The organism is Arthrobacter sp. Marseille-P9274 (assembly GCF_946892675.1).
Taxonomy (GTDB): domain Bacteria; phylum Actinomycetota; class Actinomycetes; order Actinomycetales; family Micrococcaceae; genus Crystallibacter.
In genome coordinates this window covers 298,679-316,783 of record NZ_CAMPOV010000002.1, presented here as the reverse complement: position 1 = coordinate 316,783, position 18,105 = coordinate 298,679, and the positions used below count along the sequence as shown (strand labels likewise).

Here is an 18,105-nt window from a genome sequence, read left to right as displayed (position 1 = left end):
CTGCGGCGTGTGCCGTGTATGGAAGGAGCAGGGTATGTCCTGGGGACTAATCAGCGAGATGGGGCACGTCGCCATCCAAACCACCGATGTGCAGGGATCGGTCTTCGATGCCACGCAGCTCCTGGGCCTACGGGTGACGGAGAAGACCGACAACGAGGTCTACCTTGCGGCCGCCGGGGTTCACCACGAGCTTGTCTACGTGGAGTCGGACGTCAACGGCATCCACAGCCTGGGGCTTGTGGCCCGGGACGGAGACGCGCTGCGGACCATTCGGCAGCGCGTGCGGGATGAGAACCTTCCGGTTATCAGCGAGAAGGCGGTCAGCGCCGGCATCCAGGATGGCTTCACCTTCGTTGGACCCGAAGGCTGGATCTTCGAGGTCTACATCGACATGCAGCCGGATGCGCCGGGGCAGCTGTCCTTTGGCCCGGACAGGTATGGGCACATCAACTTCCATCCGCGCGACGTGACCGGAATGATGAAGTTCCTGCACCGCGTCCTCGATTTCCGGCTTTCCGACGTGATCGGCGATGACTTCGCCTACTTCATGCGCTGCAACGCTGACCACCATGGCATCGCCCTCATTAAGGGCGAGGGCACGTTCCATCACCACGCGTGGCAGGCCCAGTCCATTGTCGACCTCGGCAAGCTCGGTGACCGGCTGCATCAGGTCGGGCGCGAACTGATCTGGGGGCCGGTCCGCCACGGCGCGGGCCACAACATTGCCGCCTACTATGTGGAAACCTCCGGCGCGGTGGTCGAGCTCTACACCGACCTGGAGCAGATCTATGACGACAGCCGTCCGCCCGTGGTCTGGGGCCAGGAGGAGAACTGGTACAACAAGTGGAGCTCATTCCGTCCCGAGGAGTTCCGCAAGTTCGGGATTCCGCCCGTTGCCAACCGGCTGTCCGGCGTCCGCTAAGGTTGCGCTCAGGGCGGGAGTGTCGGTCGGGCGCGCCGGGCGGAACGTCGGGAAACCAGCTGGGTGAGAGGGTGGGGTCATGGCTGAGGCCGGGGGTCAGACAGTTGACGGGATTCGGCGCGCCGTCCTGGGCGGTTCGTGGCGGCCGGGGGAGAGGCTGGCCCCGGTTGCGCTCGCCGAACGGTTCGGCACTAGTTCAACCGTCGTCCGGGAGGCGCTGACCCGCCTGGCCGGAGATGGGCTGCTGACATGGGAACGCAATCGCGGCTTCTTCGTCCCCGAACTCGAACCGCGGGAGTTGCGTGACCTCACGGAGTTGCGTTGCGTCACCGAGGAGCTGGCCTCGCGCCTCGCGGTCGAACGCGGGGACCTGCAATGGGAATCCGACCTCATCGCCGCGCATCATCAGTTGTCCAGGACGCCTCGGCGGGACCAAGAGGATCCGGAGCATATTGCGGACCCGTGGTCGGTTGCACACCGGTCCTTCCATGCGAAGCTCCTGGAGGCCTGCGCCAGCGCCCCCATGATTCGGCTGGCCGACAATCTGGCCGATTCCACGGAGCTCTACCGGCGGTGGGCTGCGCCGTCCCGCGGGGCAGCGGAACGCGATGTCGAACAGGAGCACCGCGACATTCTGGAGGCGGCGCTCGCGCGGGACGCCTCGGGGCTCGCCAAGCTGCTGCGGCGGCACTACGAGAGGACGATGCACATCGTGCTTGAAGCCGGCCTCGATGTTCCCGCGGCCGAACTCGCAGCAGTAGAAAAGTAAAAAGAGTTCAGAATATATAATCCGTTGACAAATCGACTCTACTATTCCTAAGCTGGTGGCGTTGGCCACATTGGATGGCGGCAGTGCGGCAAGACCGCAGGACGGCCCTGGCGCCACAGCGAAAGGAACACCCATTGAAGTACGCATCGTTTACCGCAGCAGACGGATCCGAAACCTGGGGCATCATCGACGAGGGCCGCGCTTATGATCTGGGCCCCACGGGTTCGGCACTGGCACCCACCCTGCGCGCCGCCGTCGAAAACGGAATCTTCGGCTCCGTCGGCGAAGAGTTCCATACCGCCCCTTCCCGTCCGGAGGCGGAAATCGAGTTCCTGCCCTCGATCACCAACCCGGGCAAGATCATCTGCATCGGCGTGAACTACCGCAGCCATCAGCAGGAAACGGGCAGGGCTGCGCACCAGAATGAGCAGAAGGCTCCGACCATCTTCACGCGCTTCGCGGATTCGCAGATGGGCCACCTGCAGCCGGCTCTGATGCCCGCCTCCACGAACGAATTCGACTACGAGGGAGAGATGGCCCTTGTCATCGGCAAGGACGGCTTCCACGTCGCCGAGACTGAAGCCATGGAACTCGTGGCCGGTTACGCCGCGTACAACGATTTCAGCGTGCGCGACTGGCAGTTGGCCACCACGCAGTGGACGCCGGGAAAGAACTTCCCCGGCACCGGCGCCTTTGGGCCGTACCTCGTACCGGCGTCGGATCTGGGCGACGTCAGGGACCTGACCCTGGAAACCCGCGTGAACGGCGAAATTCGGCAGAAGGCCTCCGTGGCTGACCTGTACTTCGATATCCCTCAGCTCCTCAGCTACGTCACCGGCTTCACGAAGCTGTCCGCCGGCGATGTCGTCGTCACCGGCACCCCGGGAGGAGTGGGCCGCTTCATGACCCCCTCAGGCCTGCTCTCCGACGGCGATGTCGTGGAGGTCGAGATCACCGGTCTGGGCGTGCTGCGCAACACGGTCCGGCTCGAGGCCTGACCTGTCCACTCGCGGACCAACGGAAAGGCAATAGCGATGGAAAACCTCCTCGAAACAGACGTGCTCGTTATCGGTGCCGGGCCCATAGGCCTGGCCGCAGCCAACCTGCTGGCCGATCAGGACGTGCGCGTCATGCTGGTCGAGAAGAACGCCGGCACCAGCGACGAGCCGCGGGCCATCAGCGCCACGGACGAGACGCTGAGGGTCATGCAGCGGATCGGCATCATGGACCGCCTGGCGCCTGAGATGCTGATGGATACCGGTGCCCGCTACTACGGCCGCAAGGGCCAGCTGCTCGCCGAGGTCCGGCCGGCGAGCCCGCGGCTCGGTCAGCCTGGCAAATCGCAGTTCGACCAGCCGGTCATGGAGGCCTTGCTGCTGGAGGCGGCGCGGCAGCGCCCGCAGATCGACATCCGCTTCAATACCGAGGCTTTCCGCATCACGGAGGCCCCGGACCACGCCGACACGGTGCTGATCGACGACGAGGGCAAGAAGACCGTCCGCGCCAGATGGATCATCGCCTGCGACGGCGGACGAAGCCCTGTGCGCGCACAGCTGGGTATCCCGATGGAGGGATCCACCCAAGTGCAGAAGTGGATCGTGGCCGACATCGTGAATACGCCCGGCACGCCGGAGCCCTTCGCGGAGTTCCATTGCAACGGGACCCGTCCGGCCGTCGTCGTGCCCGGAGTGAAGGGGCGCCGACGCTATGAATTCATGCTGCTGCCCGGGGAGGACGCCAAGACCGTCACGCAGCCGGAGAAGATCATCGCGTTGATCGCTCCGTTCCAGAAGATCGTGCCGAAGGACATCCGCCGCGCCGCGGTCTACGTGGCGCACCAGCGGGTGGCGCTGAATTACCGAATGGGGCACGTGCTGCTGGCCGGGGACGCCGCGCACATGATGCCGCCTTTCGCCGGGCAGGCCCTGAACGCGGGCATCCGCGACGTGGCGAACCTGGTCTGGAAGGTCGCCGCGCACGTGCGGGGCATCGGCACCGACGCCCTGATCAACACCTACGCCACCGAGCGGCGGCCGCACGCGGTCGACATGGTGCGGCTGTCCCAGCGCATCGGCAAGGTCGTCATGAGCGTCAATCCGAAGCTGACGGCGGTCCGCGACGCGCTGATCACCGGGCTGGGCGTGGTGCCGGCGGCCAAGAACTGGCTGACCGGCATGAAGTTCCTCAAGCAGCCGCACTTCACCGAAGGCTGCGTGGTTTCCGCGGCGGACGACGTAGAGAAGGCAGCAGCGGCGCTGGTCGGACGCTCGCTGTCCCAGCCCCAGGTCCTGCTGGCCACGGGGGACACGGTTCCTTTGGACACGGTGCTCGGCACCGGCTGGGCGGCCCTGCGGTTCCTGCCCGGCGGCAGCATCGAGATCCAGCCGTTGGATACCAACGACGGCGGTGCCTCGCCTCTTTCGGTCGTGGATACCTCTGGCGCCTTCGCCGCCTTGGCCGGGACGCGGAGCGTGCTGATCGTGCGTCCCGACCGTTACGTCGCGGCGGCGACAACGGCTGCAGGAGAAGCAGCGGCGCTGCGGGCGCTAAAGGACTATGCGCCGGGGCTGGCTGTGCAGCCTGGAGCCGCGGCCTCCGCCGCGGTCGCCGCCCGGGACTGACCCGGATCACCCACCCCGCAGACCGAGCCTCACAGACCTGGCCCCGGTGCCGAGACCCTCGGTGCCGGGGCCAGGTCGTATCACGGCCTTCATCCCGCAGATGTGCCTGCGGTGCCGGCAGCGAAATCACAACGGCTCCGGAGCGGTTGCCCGCTCCGGAGCCGTTCGGCTTGGGCCGTCAGTCGATGTTGATGGCCACGGATTTCAGTTCGGTGAAGGCCTCCACGCCTTCCCGGCCGTTCTCGTGGCCCCAACCTGACTGCTTGAAGCCGCCGAAGGGCATGTTGGGATCCATGCCGCCCGAAGCGTTGACCCGGACGTTGCCGGCCTTGATCCGGCGAACAAATTGGAGTGCCTTGGAGATGTCCCGGGTCCAGATGGTCGAGGACAGACCGTAATCGGTGTCGTTGGCCCGCGCCACGACGTCGGTGATGGAGTCGGCGTCGTCGAACGTTGCAACCGACAGGACGGGACCGAAGATCTCTTCGCGGACCACACGCATGCCGGGCGCCGTGTTGCACAGTACCGTCGGCTGCAGGAAGAACCCCGGCCCTTCGACGGCAGCGCCGCCCGTTATAACGGCTGCCCCCTCCTCGATGCCGCTGCGGATGTATTCCAGGACGCGCTCCCGCTGTGCCTCGGAGATGATCGGCCCCAACCGGGTGGCAGGATCGAGCCCCGGCCCGATCTTCAGCGATTCGGCGATCCGGGTGATGCCGCCGATGACCTCGTCCGCCACATCGCGATGCACATACAGCCGGGAGCCGGCGGCGCACACCTGCCCGGTGTTGGCGAAGATGCTCATCGCCGCGGCAGGTATCGCCTTGGCCAGATCGGCATCGGGGTAGATCACCACGGGCGATTTGCCGCCCAGTTCCAGCGACAGCCGCTTGAGGTTGCCAGCGGAGGAGGCGAGCAGGCGCTTGCCGACGGCGGTGGAGCCGGTAAAGGAAATCTTGTCCACGTCCGGGTGCTCGGCGAGGCGCTGCCCGGCGACGTGGCCCAGCCCCTGCACTATGTTGACGACGCCGGAGGGGAACCCGACTTCCTGGACCAGTTCGCCCAAGCGGACCGCCGTCAGGGGAGTCAGCTCGGCAGGCTTGAGGACCACCGTGCAGCCCGCTGCCAGGGCGGGGGCCAGCTTCGATACCGCGATGGCCAGCGGCACGTTCCATGGCACGATCAGGCCTGCCACACCGACGGCCTCCCGAAGCGTGAACGCCTGCCACTGGCCCGGCAGCGAAACATCGCGCGTTTCGCCGTTCAGTTTCGTTGCCCACCCGGCGTTGTAGCGCAAGGTGCTGACGGCCGCGGTGACTTCGAAATCGCGGGCCACAGCAAGCGGCTTGCCGCAGTTGAGTGTCTCAAGCCGGGCAAATTCCTCCTTTGCCTCCTCAAGGGCGTCAGCCAAACGGTGGATCAGCAGGGCCCGTGCTGCCGGCGCCATCCTGGACCAGGGCCCGTCGTCAAAGGCCCTCCGGGCGGCGGCGACGGCACGGTCCACATCAGTCCCGTCCGCCGAGGCCGACGTCGTGAGGGAGTCGCCCGTAGAAGGATTCAGGATGGCCAGGGGCTGGCCGTGGCCTTCCGTCCATTCCCCATCGATCAGCAAGCGCAAAGGGCGCTCGAGCAGGGGCGGCTCAGGGGCTATTACAGCGTCGGCGACGGTCATATCCGGTCCTAACTGGAGGGCTTGCACGAGCCATCCGGAAGATAGATTTTGTGACTGTTGCCACATTAGCCGATTAAGACTATATTTTTCAACGGAGAATACATTCATTACTCCCGGGAGTGTCGCCTCTTTCCCGGCCTTCAATCCGTGTACCCACCGCTTATGCAAACGAGGAGCACTTCATGCGTCCTGTCAACCGTTCCGCCTTTACCCAATTGGCCAGTTACACCGCCCTCGCCGGTCTCGTCACGGCGGCGCTCACCGGCTGCGGCTCCGAGACTACGGCGTCTGCCAGCGGGGAAGGCTTGACCAAGGTCAAAGTGGCCGTAGCGCCCATCCACTTCGAGCCGGCTCATCTGGCGGAGTCCCAGGGCTACTTCGAGGACCATGGCCTGGATGTCGAACTGGTTCCCGGGCAGGATCCGGCCGCACTGCTGGCGATGGCCGTCTCCGGACAGGTGGACATCGCGATCGGCTCCTGGATCAATGTGGCGACGTCCGCATCAGAAGGAGTTCCCGTGTCGGTCATCGGCGGCAACGGGGTGGTGGATTCCAAGACCGATAACTCCGGTGTCCTGGTAGCAGCAGACTCCGACGTCAAGTCCCTCGCCGACCTCAAGGGCAAGACGATTGGCGTCATGGGTGTCAAGAGCGGTGGGGACATCCCCGTTCTGCAGGCTCTGGAGGGGGCAGGCGTGTCGCCCGATGATGTCAAGGAGGTGGCCGTGCCCTATTCCGGTATGCAGGCCGCCGTCGAGCAGAAGACGGTAGACGCCGTCGTTCCCGCGGATTCCTTCTACCACCAGATGGTGGAAGCCGGATACCGGACCATCTCCAATCCGGTCCGGGAATACCAGGCCAACATGCCGGTGACGGTGTGGACGTCGACCAACGAATGGCTCACCGGCAACGGCGAGACGGCCGGGAAGTTTGTCGCCGCCATGGAAGACGCCGCGGAGTTCTATAACGACGACGCCAATCTCGCGGCCACCCAGGAAGTCCATGCCAAGGTGAACCAGATCGACGTTGCCAAAGCCCCCAAGGCGTTTGTGCCCGTCTCGGTACCGATCAACGTCAAGGAAGCCCAGTCCGGCATCGATGCCATGGAACACTTCGGTCTCCTGAATGATCCGCTCAGCGTCGAGGAACTGCTCTGGGAAGAAGCTCCCCGCCGCGCCTCCGCGGACGCGAAGTAGCACCCGATCGAGTGCAGGAGGACTAAGCGATGAAGCTGGCATCCACCATTCCCATACAACTGCAGCGCGTCCTGGCCGTACTGCTGCTGCTCGCGATCTGGCAGCTCGTCATCTGGTCCGGGTCCATGCCATCGATGACTCCGGGCGTTCCCGAAATCGCCACCGCCGTCCTGTCGACGATCATGGCGCCGGTCTTTTGGGCCGCGCTCGCGAAGACGCTGCTCGCGGCACTGACCGGGTGGGCGCTGGCTTCCGTTACCGGTGTCATTCTCGGCCTGTTCATTGGGTCGATGCGGTACCTGGATCGCTCCACCTCGATCCTGATCGACTTTGGCCGTTCGTTCCCGGTGCTGGCCCTCATGCCGGTGGTCATCATGCTGCTCGGCTCCAGCACCCGCATGGAAATCGTCGTCGTTGGCCTTTCCTGCCTGTGGCCGGTACTCGTGCAAACGATCTACGGCGCGCGGCGCCAGGAGGCCGCAGTCCTCGACACGGTGAAGGTTTTCCGCATACCCCGGACCCTGTGGTTCCGGCGGGTCCTGTTACCGGGCGCGCTTCCGTTCGTGGCCACGGGAGTCCGCATCGCCGCCGCCATAGCCATCCTGGTGGCGGTGGGCGTGGAAGTCATCAGCCAGGCCCCCGGAATGGGCCGGAATATCACGCTCGCCCAGCAGGCCCAGAACTGGGACATCGCGTTCGCCTACCTGTTCTTCGCAGGACTGGTCGGTTGGGCCATCGCCTGGCTGCTGCAAACGGCTGAAGCCCGGCTTCTGAAGTGGAACAGGCAGGATCATGACTGACACAACCCTCAACCTCGACCGTCCGGCGTCGCCCGCGCGGGCCAAGTCCGGCCGCGCAGCGAAAGGCCCGCGTTCCGCTTGGCTCCAGGCCTTCGACTCCGTCTGGCTGGTCGCCGTCGTCTTCGTCCTGTGGTGGGTCGCTTCGGCGAAGAGCACCAACTTCTTCATTCCCTCCCTGCAGGAGATCCTGGCTTCGCTGGGACGGGACCTGGGGAACGGAGTGATCCTTTCCGGAGCGGCATATTCGCTGACCAACCTGGCAGCCGGCATGGTTCTCGCGGTGGTCGTCGGGATCGTCCTGGGGGTCGTACTGGGAGAACTTGACCGGGTCCGCCTGATTGTCGAACCGATCATCAATTTTTTCCGGTCGATTCCCCAGGCGGCGCTGGTTCCCCTCATCATCGGCGCGTTCGGTGTAGGCCAGGGCCCGAAGATCTACACGATCGCCTTCGCCTGCATGTGGCCGGTATTGCTCAACACCATCGACGGAGTCCTTGGCGTGGAGCCGACCATCCGCAAGTTCTCGCAGGTCTACCGCATTCCGAGGTGGCTCCACTTCCGGCGCGTGGTACTCCCGGCCGCCCTCCCGCAGATTGTCGCCGGCATCCGCGTGGCACTGCCGATCGGCATCACTGTCATGGTTGTCAGCGAAATGTTCGCCGCGACCGAGGGGCTTGGCTTCTACATCCTGAATTCTTCGGCGACCTTCAAAGTCTCCGAGACGTGGGCAGGAGCGCTCTTGGTCGGCGTCATCGGATACATCCTGTCAGTCCTGTTCGTTGTCTTCGAGCGCAGGCTCCTGCGCTGGTACTTCGCCTCGGCGGCGAAATGAGCATCTCAACGCATTACAAGCAAGGAGCAAGCATGAGCATTGATACGCGCGAGGCCGGAGTGCCGCGCACCGCAACCCAGCTGATGAAGGTCCGCGGCATGTCCATGAGCTACGGAACGGGCGCTGCCGAGAACAAGATCCTGGAGAACCTCGACCTGGACGTGAGTGCCGGCGAGTTCGTTTCGATCGTCGGCCCCTCGGGCGTCGGCAAGACGACGCTGCTGCGCTGCCTGTCGGGGCTCCTGCGGCCAAAGGCCGGGACGATTTCGGTCGGCGGCCAGGAAATCAACGGGCCGCACCCCGATCTCGCCGTCGTCTTCCAGGACTACAGCAGGTCGCTGATGCCGTGGATGACGACGAGGGAGAACGTCGCCTTCCCGCTGCAGGGAAAGGGGCTGGGCAAGATCGAGCGCAACGCCCTGGCGGAACACAACCTGCAGGCCGTCGGGCTGGAAGGGCAAGGGGACAAGTACCCCTGGGAGATGTCGGGCGGCATGCAGCAACGGGTGGCCATCGCGCGTGCCCTCGCCTACAACGCCAAGGTTCTGCTCATGGACGAGCCGTTTGCTTCCGTCGACGCGCAGACGCGCTTCGATCTCGAGGACCTGGTCATCACCCTGCAGCAGGAACTGGGCGTCACCATCATCCTGGTCACCCACGACATCGACGAGGCCCTGTACCTCGCCGACAAGGTCGTGGTGATCGCGGAGAAGCCGGCCACCGTCGTCGACGAAATCGAGACGGGCTTCGGAGACCATCGCGACCAGGTCGAGACGAAGGCCGACCCGCGGTTTGCGGAAGCACGGGCACGAATCCTGCACCGCCTGCGCGCCCACTAGCAGGCGAGGTTCCGTCCCAGTGCGTTCCCGAAGCCTCGTCTTATTCGATAACTACCGGAAAGAGGTTCCATGAAAGCTGCAGTTACCGAGGCCGTTGGAAGCCCTTTCGAGATCCAGGACATTTCGATCGCCGCCCCGCGGGGCAAGGAACTGCTCATCGAAGTCCGTGCCAGCGGCCTGTGCCACTCCGACCTGCACGTGGCTTCAACGGACGTCGGCTTCCCGCTGCCGGCGGTCTTGGGCCACGAGGTCGCCGGTGTGGTGGTCAAAGCCGGCCCGGATGTGAGCGGATTCCGTGCGGGCGACCATGTGGTGACTTCCCCCGTGCACAGCTGCGGGCAGTGCCGCGGCTGCCTGGCCGGACGGCCATACCAGTGCCGGGTTCCCGGCCACACCCAACGCGGCACAGGATCCGGGCCGCGCTTGAGCCGCGGCACGACCGTGCTGGGTCAGTTCATCGGGATCGGTGGATTCGCGGAGCAGGTCCTCGTTCATGAGAACACGGTTGTTGGCGTGCCGAAGGACCTCCCCTTCGACCGGGCAGCGCTGCTCGGGTGCGGCGTGGTGACCGGCGCGGGGGCAGCGCTCAACACTGCACGGGTCAGGCCGGGGGACACCGTGGCGGTCATCGGCTGCGGCGGCGTAGGACTGAACGTTATCCAGGGTGCTGCTCTGGCTGGTGCGCAGCGGATCATCGCGATCGACCTTCACACGTCCAAACTCGAGCTCGCGCGGCAATTCGGCGCGACGGACGTGGTCAACGCATCGGAGCTGGACCCCGTGCAGTCGGTCCTGGAGTCCACGCGAGGCGGCGTGACGCATGCGTTCGAGGTCATCGGATTGAAACCCACCGCCGAGAACGCGATTGCGATGCTGGAGATCGGCGGAACTGCCTACCTCATTGGCGTTCACCGGCCCGGCGCAACACTGGAGATCACTCCTTTCGGCGACCTCATGGGGAAGCAAAAGGGAGTCCGGGGAGTGGCCATGGGCTCGGCGAATATCAAGGTCGACATCCCGATGTTCGCTGATCTCTATCTTCAGGACCGCTTCAAGCTCGACGAACTCATATCCCAGCGGATCTCGCTCGAGGAGATAGATCACGGCTACCAGCTCTTGCGGGGCGGAGCAGTTGCCCGGTCGGTTATTACAAGCTTCTGAAAGCCCCCTCAGGCCCCGGTGTTATGGCACCGGGGCCTGAGGTCCCATGGACCGAGTGCCTGATCTTGATGCGCCGTCCTGGCCAAAGAAGCCGAATGCGTTTATAGGAAATTTACGGGCTTTTGAGCCTCTCCGGGAGGAAACATATGAAGGCAGCAGTTATTAATCGGATCGACGGCACCTTCGACATCGAAGAGCTGGAGATCGACGAACCACGCGGGGCCGAGGTGCTGGTGGAAGTAAAGGCAGCCGGCCTCTGCCACTCCGACATGATCGTCGCGTCCGTGGACCGCGGCCGCCCGCTGCCCATGGTCGTGGGCCACGAGATGGCGGGAATCGTCGTCGGACTCGGACCTGAGGCCACGGACTTCCGAGTTGGTGACCACGTCATCGCGTCGGAAATCAACTTCTGCGGTCGTTGCGAGGAGTGTGTCGGCGGGGGGACCTACCGGTGTATGGATCCGGGATCGATCAACCGCAGCCCGGAGGAGGTGCCGAAACTGCGTCGTGACGGCGAAGCGGTCCAGGCGTTCGGCGTGGCCGGTTTCGCCGAACATGCGCTGGTGCACCAGAACAAACTCGTCCGGGTTCCGGACCAGATTCCCTTTCCGCAGGCCGCCGTGCTCGGCTGCGCGACGACGACGGGCGTCGGAGCGGCCCTGAATTCGGCCGGTGTGCAGCCGGGAGACACGGTGGCCGTGGTCGGCCTCGGAGGGATCGGGCTCAATATCGTTTCCGGGGCGCAGATAGCCGGCGCCAAGACCATCATTGGAATCGATCTTCATCCTGCGAAGCTGGAACTCGCCCGCAAGTTCGGGGCAACGCACGTCATCAACTCGGGGGAGGACGACGCTGAGGCCAGGGTTAATGAAATAACCGGCCGGGGTGTCCATCACTCCTTTGAGGCGATTGGCCTTGGTACGACCCAAAAACTTGCCCTGGGCCTCACTCGATCGGGCGGAGGCGTGTATTTCATCGGCATCCCGCAGGGCACTCCGCTTGACTTCAATGTGATGACGGACCTTCTTATCGGGCAGCGGAAGCTCCAAGGCGTCTACATGGGATCCTCGAACATCCGCCGGGACATCCCCTTCTACGCTGACCTCTACCTTCAGGGCCGCCTCAACCTGGACGACCTCATCGGCCAGGAGATCTCCCTGGCCCAGATTAACGAAGCGTACGCCGTGCAGGAGTCGGGCGGCATCGCCAGGAGCGTGATCACCTTCTGAGCTCCGGCGGCGTAGGCGCTCCAAGCAGCTCCAGGGACCGGTCCGGCGATGCGCCGGGCCGGTCCCTTTCGTCTTGGGCACAGCAGCGGCGGCCAAGGAAGGTCTCCTCCGGCATGCAAAGGAACCGAACGCCGAAAGCCGGGCCAGAATGCCAGCCCGGCTTTCGGTGTTCGGTTCTTCAGGAGGTCGCTACCTGTATCAGGTGGTCCTAGACCGCTCCACCGTGGCGCTTGATGACCTCTTGGGCCAGGGCCTTGCCGAACGAGGTGTGGGCGTTCAGGGCAGCAATGGCACGCTGCACATCCCGGGCAGCGAGGGCCTCGGTCAGCTCCACGATGTAGCTGTGGTCCAGCTGCCGTCCCCATTCCTCGGCGGTCAGGGCCTGGCGCCACACGGTGCCCACGCCCAGCCGGCGGAAGGAATCGGTCAGCTGCGCGGAACCGGCCACGTTCACGAGGCGGTCGTGATAGGCAACGTTGAGCTTGAGGAAGTCGTCCAGGGCGGCATCGGAGTCTCCGCGCAGGCGGCCGAGCTCGGCGGTAATCCGGCGGAGGTCGGCGACGTCGTCGTCGGTCAGCTTGTCCAGGTGGCTGGCGATCACGCCGGATTCGATGGTGGCGCGGCCGTCGTAGAAGCTGGCCACCAGGTCCTCGGTCATCGGGTTCGGTTGGTAGCCGCCCTGTTCGTTGCGGGTGACCAGTCCTTCGGCGTTCAGCTTCACCAGCGCATTGTGCACGTGGTGCGGTTCGGCCTTGATCTCGACGGCGACGGCGGCCGGGGCCAGTTCCTCGCCGAGCGGGGTCCTGCGGTGCAGCACCCAGTTCCGCACGGACTCGTAGGCTGCCAGCTCCTTGACCCGCTCCAACCGGCCGAAGGTGCCGCGGTAATAGGCCAGCGGTTCCGCGCCTTCGCGGGCCGAGGCCTCGGCGACCAGGCCGAGGAAGACCGTGTGGGTGCCGCCCGTCGGGGTCTCTGCCACGCGGCAGACGATCTGCGCCAGGGCGCCGTCGATCATCGGCACTCCGCCGTGCTCTGAACGGGTGACCGCCACGCCGTCGAACTTGTCGCCGCCCTTGCGCCCGAACTGCATGGCGAGGCCGCCCTGTTCCTCGGCCAGGATATTAATGCCGAACCAGCCTGCCTTGACCACCGCGTCGTGGGTGGAACTGGATCGGTTCAGGCAGGCGAGCATCATCGGCGGGTCCATGGACAGCGAGGAAACCGCCGAGGCCGTGGTGCCGAACATTTCGCCGTCGACCACGGTGGTGATGACGGTGACGCCGGACGCGAAGTGACCGACGACGTTACGGAATACCAGCTGGTCCACGCCGGCTCCTTCGATGGTGTTGGTGCTCATGTTGTTACCTCCTAGGATGCGGTGGCCGGTCGGCCACCGCGGCGGGTCAGGGTTGCTTGCCGGCGAAGAGCCCCACCAGGGCGGTGATGTCTTCGCAGGATTCCAGGTCGTGGATGATCTCGATGGCGCGTTCGGCGTCGGAACGGGTGACTACCCCGCCGAAGTCGACGTTGGCAAAGTACTTGTCCAGGATCTCGGCCTCGGACAGGGGAGAGGCGTGTATGTCGCCGCGGGGTTGGTCAACTCGTTGGCGCAACACCGCTCCGTCTTGCAGCGTGAGTTCCACCTCGGCCGTGAGGACTTCGTGCGGGGGCAGCGAACCGACCAGCTCGATCTTCTCCAGCAGGGCGGCCAGCCGCGGATCCTGCATGTGCGCCAGGGTCAAGTGTTCCGGGCGTACGGTCCCGTACATCAACGCCGTCGCCGCCGTGAACCGGATGCTGAACGCTCCCGACACCTCGGGACAGTCGCCGATTGCGAAGGGCTGGCCGACGAAACCGGCCAGGGTGCGCGGCGTGACGTGGATCCGGACGGCTTCCACCTCAGCCAGGTCCAACCGTTCATCGGACGCCAGCCGGACGCAGGCGTCCAGCGACGGGTGGCTGGCGCGGCAGGCGGACCACGGCTTGATGACGCAGTCGCCGTAGAATTCCTCGCCGAGCCGGTGGATGATCCGCTCCGGCACGGGGTCCGTGCAGTACATGTCGAGGAACCCGTGCCGGCCGCCCACCGCATCCACGGGGCCGGTGAAACCCAGCTGGGCGAGTTCGGCCGACACGATGGCGTTGCGCGCCGCGAAGGCCATGGGCAGCTTGAAGGCCAGGCTCTGGTCGACGATGCTGGCCACTGTCCCGGCGAGCTGGTTTTCGACGATGCCGAAGGCGTGGCGCAGCTGGAAGGCATCCAGCCCCATAAGCCGCCCGGCCACTGCGGTGCCGCCGAGGCCGTTGACGGTGCCGGTGTTGTCCTGGCCGCCGTAGACGTCAAAGCCGCTGGCCACGGCCAGCCGCGACGCCACGTCGTCGCCAAGTACCAGGGCGGTCAGCAGTTCGCGCCCGCTGGCGCCCTGCTGCTCGGCCACGGCCAGGGCCACCGGGACCGTGGTACCCGAGATGTGGGCGGCAATCTGCATCCCGTCCGGGCCTTCGGCGCTGATCGGCTCGAAGTCGTAGGAACGCATCATCACCGCATTGGCCAGTGCGGCCGTCTGGGCCGGAACACGCAGGCCGTGGGTCAGCACCGTGGACTCGGAGGCTCCGCCCCAGCGGGCCGCCAAATGTACGACGCCGTCGCTTCCCTGGGCGCGGTGTCCCGCGGCGATGTTTCCCAGCGAATCGATGAGGCGTACCTTGGCACGCCCGATGGTGCCGCCGTCGATATCGCCGAAACCGGTCCCCGCGACATGCCGGACCAGCCGGTCCGTGATCGTGGGACCGACCGCGGCCACCGCACCCGGGGAAGTGCTCGTCGTCGTCATGGCTGCGTCCTAGCCGCGCAGGTCCGCGTAGGTGCCGGGGAAATCTGCGTCCTCGGCGGGCACGGGAACTTCTCCGATACCCGCTTCCTCGAACATGGCCCGGTACGCGCCGGTCTCGCCCTTGGCCTGGGCCTTGCGGTGGTCGAGTGCGCGGGCACGGGGCACGGAACCGAGGTAGAAGCGCTCGTAGAGTTCGATCCGGCTGCCCAGCGCGGAGCCGGCGAAATCCCACGCAGTGCGGAAGATCCGGGCCCGTTCTTCGGCGGGAATGCCGTTGGCCCCGGGCAAGTACTTGTGCAGCAGCGGACCCAGCCGCGGGTTCTCGAACGCCGCTGCCGTCGGCGTGGCCAGCAGGTTGTGCGAGCCCATGGTCTTGATGATGTCGTTGACCCGGGCCATCCAGATCGGCATCACGGTGCGCAGCGAGCTGATGTCGTCGTGGCAGAAGAAGGCGCCGCCGCCCCAGTCCGACGCGTTGACCTCGGCGGAATGGATGACGGCGCGGGCAATGCGCAGGTAGGAGTAGATTTCGCCCAGCATGGCCGCGGTGTCCGGCTTGGATTCCGTGCCCGTGACCTTGGCCATCTGGACGCACAGGTCGTAGGCGAACTCCAGCTTCACCGCGGCCCGGATGGCCGTCTGCTGCTGGGTGTTGCCGGTCGCGGTGCCGCCGTTGAGGGAGTTGTAGACGTCCAGGTTGCCGTCGATGAAGACGCGGTGCCAGGGGACCAGTACGTCGTCGAAAATGATGACCGCATCCTGTTCATCGAACCGGGACGAGAACGGCTTGTCCACCACGTCCTGTGCCACACCGTAGTGGTCGCGGCAAACAGCGACGACGCCGGCGGTCGCCACGGGAATGGCGAACGAGAGTGCGTACTCCTCGAATCCCTTCTGGATCGGGGTGGCGGGGTAGACGTAGAGTTCGTCGGCGATCGGGCCGAGGGTGGCCAGCATCTTGGCGCCTCGCACGACCAGGCCTTCCTCGGTCCGCTTCACGACCCGGAGCGTGAGCTCCTCGTTGATGCCCTGCAGTTCGCCGACGCTCTTGTCGATGGCGGCGTGCACAATGGTGTGGGTCAGCGCGAGATCCTTCTCGATGACCTCGCGGTGGTAGGCGGCCAGTCGCTCGTGGAACACCGGGTCGCTGTGCTTGTCAAAGATGTCCTTGCGCGAGACATGGCCGGCCAAAACCACGTTGACGTAGTCCGGCGTCCGTCCGAGCATCCCGTTGGAGTAACGGGCGAGCCGGTCGAAGGCCTGGTGCCGGCGGGCGATGTCTTCTGCATTCTTCGGCAGCGACAGGCTGACATTCATCAGTGCGCCCGTCTCCGGGTCTTCCATGAGGCAGTCGGCGGCGTACTTGTGCTGGTAGTCGAAGTAGGCGGCCATGCCGTCGATCGACCCCGCGAAAACGGGATGCTCGAGGACATTGATGCGCTCGTTGCCCAGCCAGACTTCGCGCCCATCGGCCAGGCCCTGCTTGTATTCGGCGCCGGTACGTGCAGTCACGTCGTTCTCCTTGCTCCGCGGAAGTCCCGCATTTTCGAGTGAAAATATATTCTGTGGGCTAGTTTATAAACATGTGACCGTGATGGCAATGCCTTGCGCGGAAATTCTCCGGGTCGCTAACTCGGTCCAGCTGATCTATTCCAAGTCAAAGAAAATATTCTCAGGTAAAAAATGCTCTAGCGGTGGATTTTTGCGGAACACGCTGTCATGATGGCGTAGGTCACAATCCAACGAACGCCAAGAGGAACGCTATGTCTTCTCCTACAGACCAGCAGCTTCCGCAGCAGCAGGGTCCCGACGCAGGCTCCCCAGCCAGCGGCTCCCTTAATACAAAGGACCTTCGCCGGGTCCTGGGGTCGAGCCTCATGGGCAGCGTCATCGAGTACTACGACTTCATCCTGTATGCCACTGCCGCAGCGCTGATCTTCGACAAGGTCTTCTTCGCCAACCTTGGTCCCGGCGTGGCGCTCTTCGCCTCATTCGGCACTCTGGCGGTCGGCTATGTCGCCCGCCCGCTCGGCGGCATCCTGTTCGGGCATTACGGGGACCGGATCGGCCGCAAGAAGATGCTGGTGCTGTCCATGCTCATGATGGGCTTCGCGACGGTCGCCATCGGCTTCCTGCCCACGACGGCGCAGATCGGCGTCCTCGCACCGGTCATCCTGGTCACGCTGCGCTTCGTCCAAGGCATCTCGGTGGGCGGCGAGTGGGGCGGCGCCACGCTGATGGCGCTGGAACATGCCCCTGCCCATAAGCGCGGCTTCGCGGCCGCCTTCGCTAATGCGGGCGGCCCAGCCGGCGGCCTGCTGGCCACGTTTGTGGTATCCGGCGTCTCCGCTGCGACCGGGGACCAGTTCCTGGTGTGGGGGTGGCGAATTCCATTCATCCTTTCCGCGGTGCTGATTCTGGTCGGCATGCTGATCCGACTGAAGGTCGCCGAAACGCCGGTCTTCCAGGAACTTGAGCAGGAAGCCGCCAGGCGGCAGCAGAAGCAGCGAACCCCGCTGATGGACGTGCTGCGCCTGCACCCGCGCGTTGTCGTCCTCACGCTCGTCGCCTCGCTGGGCTTCTATTGCTGCCAGGGAATTCTGACCTCGTGGGGCGTGTCTGTAGCGGTTCAGAGCGGCGTGGAGCGCTCGGATGTGCTCAACCTCAAGGGTGTTGCGGCCGTCTTCACCATCATCGTCTGCTTCTACACGGCCCGCCTGAGCGATCGCATCGGCCGCCGCACCGTGCTGACCATCGGCGGCGTGGGCGGCATCCTGTTTGCGTTCCCCGCCTTGTACCTCATGCATACCGGTGCTGTCTGGGCCTTTGCCATTGCGGTCATCGTCGGCAACGGCGTTATCCAGGGCTTCCTTGCCGGGCCGATCGGCGCCTACATCTCGGAGCAGTTCCCTGCGAATGTCCGCTATACCGGAGCTTCCCTGGCCTACCAGGGGGCTGCCACGCTTGGTGCCGGTTTCACCCCGATGATCGCCACTGCGCTCGTCATGCTCGCCGGCGGTTCCTATCTCTTCGTCGGCTTCTTCTGGATCGGCATCCTCGCCATGGGCTTGGTTGCCGTCCGCATGAGCCGCGAAGGTGCCGAACTGTCCCCGAAGCGGCACTAGGAGCCCCGCGCCGCCGCGCTCCGCCGTCGTCGCCGTCCGCTTCCCGCGGGCGGGACGGCGGCGTTTCGTCGTCTTGCCACTCGCGCAAGCTCACGGAATCAGCCG

The 18,105-nt window shown here is 65.2% G+C and carries 15 protein-coding genes; 11 read left to right on the top strand and 4 right to left on the bottom strand.

What is annotated here, in order from left to right; translation table 11 throughout:
• Positions 1–34: 34 nt before the first annotated feature.
• The 4 genes from OC550_RS14665 to OC550_RS14650 all read left to right on the top strand — a co-directional run bounded on the left by OC550_RS14665 (position 35) and on the right by OC550_RS14650 (position 4,312).
• Positions 35–922, top strand: a complete 888-nt coding sequence (locus OC550_RS14665) for a VOC family protein (RefSeq protein WP_262106640.1) — start codon at positions 35–37, stop codon at positions 920–922.
• A gap of 79 nt (positions 923–1,001) precedes the next feature.
• A complete protein-coding gene (locus OC550_RS14660; protein WP_262106638.1) occupies positions 1,002–1,691 on the top strand; it encodes a GntR family transcriptional regulator in 690 nt (229 codons plus the stop codon).
• Between the two features lie 134 nt (positions 1,692–1,825).
• Positions 1,826–2,689, top strand: coding sequence for a fumarylacetoacetate hydrolase family protein (locus OC550_RS14655; RefSeq protein WP_262106637.1), 864 nt, complete (start codon positions 1,826–1,828; stop codon positions 2,687–2,689).
• A gap of 36 nt (positions 2,690–2,725) precedes the next feature.
• Positions 2,726–4,312, top strand: coding sequence for an FAD-dependent monooxygenase (locus OC550_RS14650; protein ID WP_262106636.1), 1,587 nt, complete (start codon positions 2,726–2,728; stop codon positions 4,310–4,312).
• A gap of 178 nt (positions 4,313–4,490) precedes the next feature.
• Here the strand turns inward: OC550_RS14650 and OC550_RS14645 are convergent, their stop codons facing one another.
• Positions 4,491–5,984 (bottom strand): aldehyde dehydrogenase, encoded by a 1,494-nt coding sequence (locus OC550_RS14645; protein ID WP_262106634.1) that lies wholly within the window; start codon positions 5,982–5,984, stop codon positions 4,491–4,493.
• 182 nt (positions 5,985–6,166) lie between these two features.
• On the opposite strand from OC550_RS14645, the gene OC550_RS14640 reads away from it, so the two are divergent.
• The 6 genes from OC550_RS14640 to OC550_RS14615 all read left to right on the top strand — a co-directional run bounded on the left by OC550_RS14640 (position 6,167) and on the right by OC550_RS14615 (position 12,041).
• Complete coding sequence (locus tag OC550_RS14640) at positions 6,167–7,180, top strand: ABC transporter substrate-binding protein (protein WP_262106633.1); 1,014 nt, start codon at positions 6,167–6,169, stop codon at positions 7,178–7,180.
• A gap of 29 nt (positions 7,181–7,209) precedes the next feature.
• Positions 7,210–7,980 carry an ABC transporter permease gene (locus OC550_RS14635; protein ID WP_262106632.1) on the top strand — a complete coding sequence of 257 codons (771 nt, stop codon included), beginning with the start codon at positions 7,210–7,212 and terminating at the stop codon, positions 7,978–7,980.
• Positions 7,973–8,812 carry an ABC transporter permease gene (locus tag OC550_RS14630; protein WP_262106631.1) on the top strand — a complete coding sequence of 280 codons (840 nt, stop codon included), beginning with the start codon at positions 7,973–7,975 and terminating at the stop codon, positions 8,810–8,812. The genes OC550_RS14635 and OC550_RS14630 overlap by 8 nt, the downstream gene beginning before the upstream one ends.
• Before the next feature lie 32 nt (positions 8,813–8,844).
• Positions 8,845–9,651, top strand: a complete 807-nt coding sequence (locus tag OC550_RS14625; RefSeq protein ID WP_262106630.1) for an ABC transporter ATP-binding protein — start codon at positions 8,845–8,847, stop codon at positions 9,649–9,651.
• Positions 9,652–9,720: 69 nt separating this feature from the next.
• The gene (locus OC550_RS14620; RefSeq protein ID WP_262106629.1) at positions 9,721–10,812 is read left to right on the top strand and encodes a Zn-dependent alcohol dehydrogenase; all 1,092 of its coding nucleotides are present in this window, start codon (positions 9,721–9,723) and stop codon (positions 10,810–10,812) included.
• A gap of 146 nt (positions 10,813–10,958) precedes the next feature.
• On the top strand, positions 10,959–12,041 hold the full coding sequence (locus OC550_RS14615) for a Zn-dependent alcohol dehydrogenase (RefSeq protein WP_262106628.1): 1,083 nt from the start codon (positions 10,959–10,961) through the stop codon (positions 12,039–12,041).
• A gap of 208 nt (positions 12,042–12,249) precedes the next feature.
• Here the strand turns inward: OC550_RS14615 and OC550_RS14610 are convergent, their stop codons facing one another.
• From OC550_RS14610 to OC550_RS14600, 3 genes are read right to left on the bottom strand one after another with little or no spacing between them, the layout of a single operon-like run.
• Positions 12,250–13,398, bottom strand: a complete 1,149-nt coding sequence (locus tag OC550_RS14610) for a flavin reductase (protein WP_262106627.1) — start codon at positions 13,396–13,398, stop codon at positions 12,250–12,252.
• Positions 13,399–13,444: 46 nt separating this feature from the next.
• Positions 13,445–14,875: an MmgE/PrpD family protein gene (locus OC550_RS14605; RefSeq protein WP_262106626.1), complete on the bottom strand. Its 1,431-nt coding sequence runs from the start codon at positions 14,873–14,875 to the stop codon at positions 13,445–13,447.
• 9 nt (positions 14,876–14,884) lie between these two features.
• Complete coding sequence (locus OC550_RS14600; protein WP_262106625.1) at positions 14,885–16,387, bottom strand: 4-hydroxyphenylacetate 3-hydroxylase N-terminal domain-containing protein; 1,503 nt, start codon at positions 16,385–16,387, stop codon at positions 14,885–14,887.
• Between the two features lie 251 nt (positions 16,388–16,638).
• On the opposite strand from OC550_RS14600, the gene OC550_RS14595 reads away from it, so the two are divergent.
• On the top strand, positions 16,639–18,000 hold the full coding sequence (locus OC550_RS14595) for an MFS transporter (protein WP_262106624.1): 1,362 nt from the start codon (positions 16,639–16,641) through the stop codon (positions 17,998–18,000).
• Positions 18,001–18,105 lie beyond the last annotated feature (105 nt).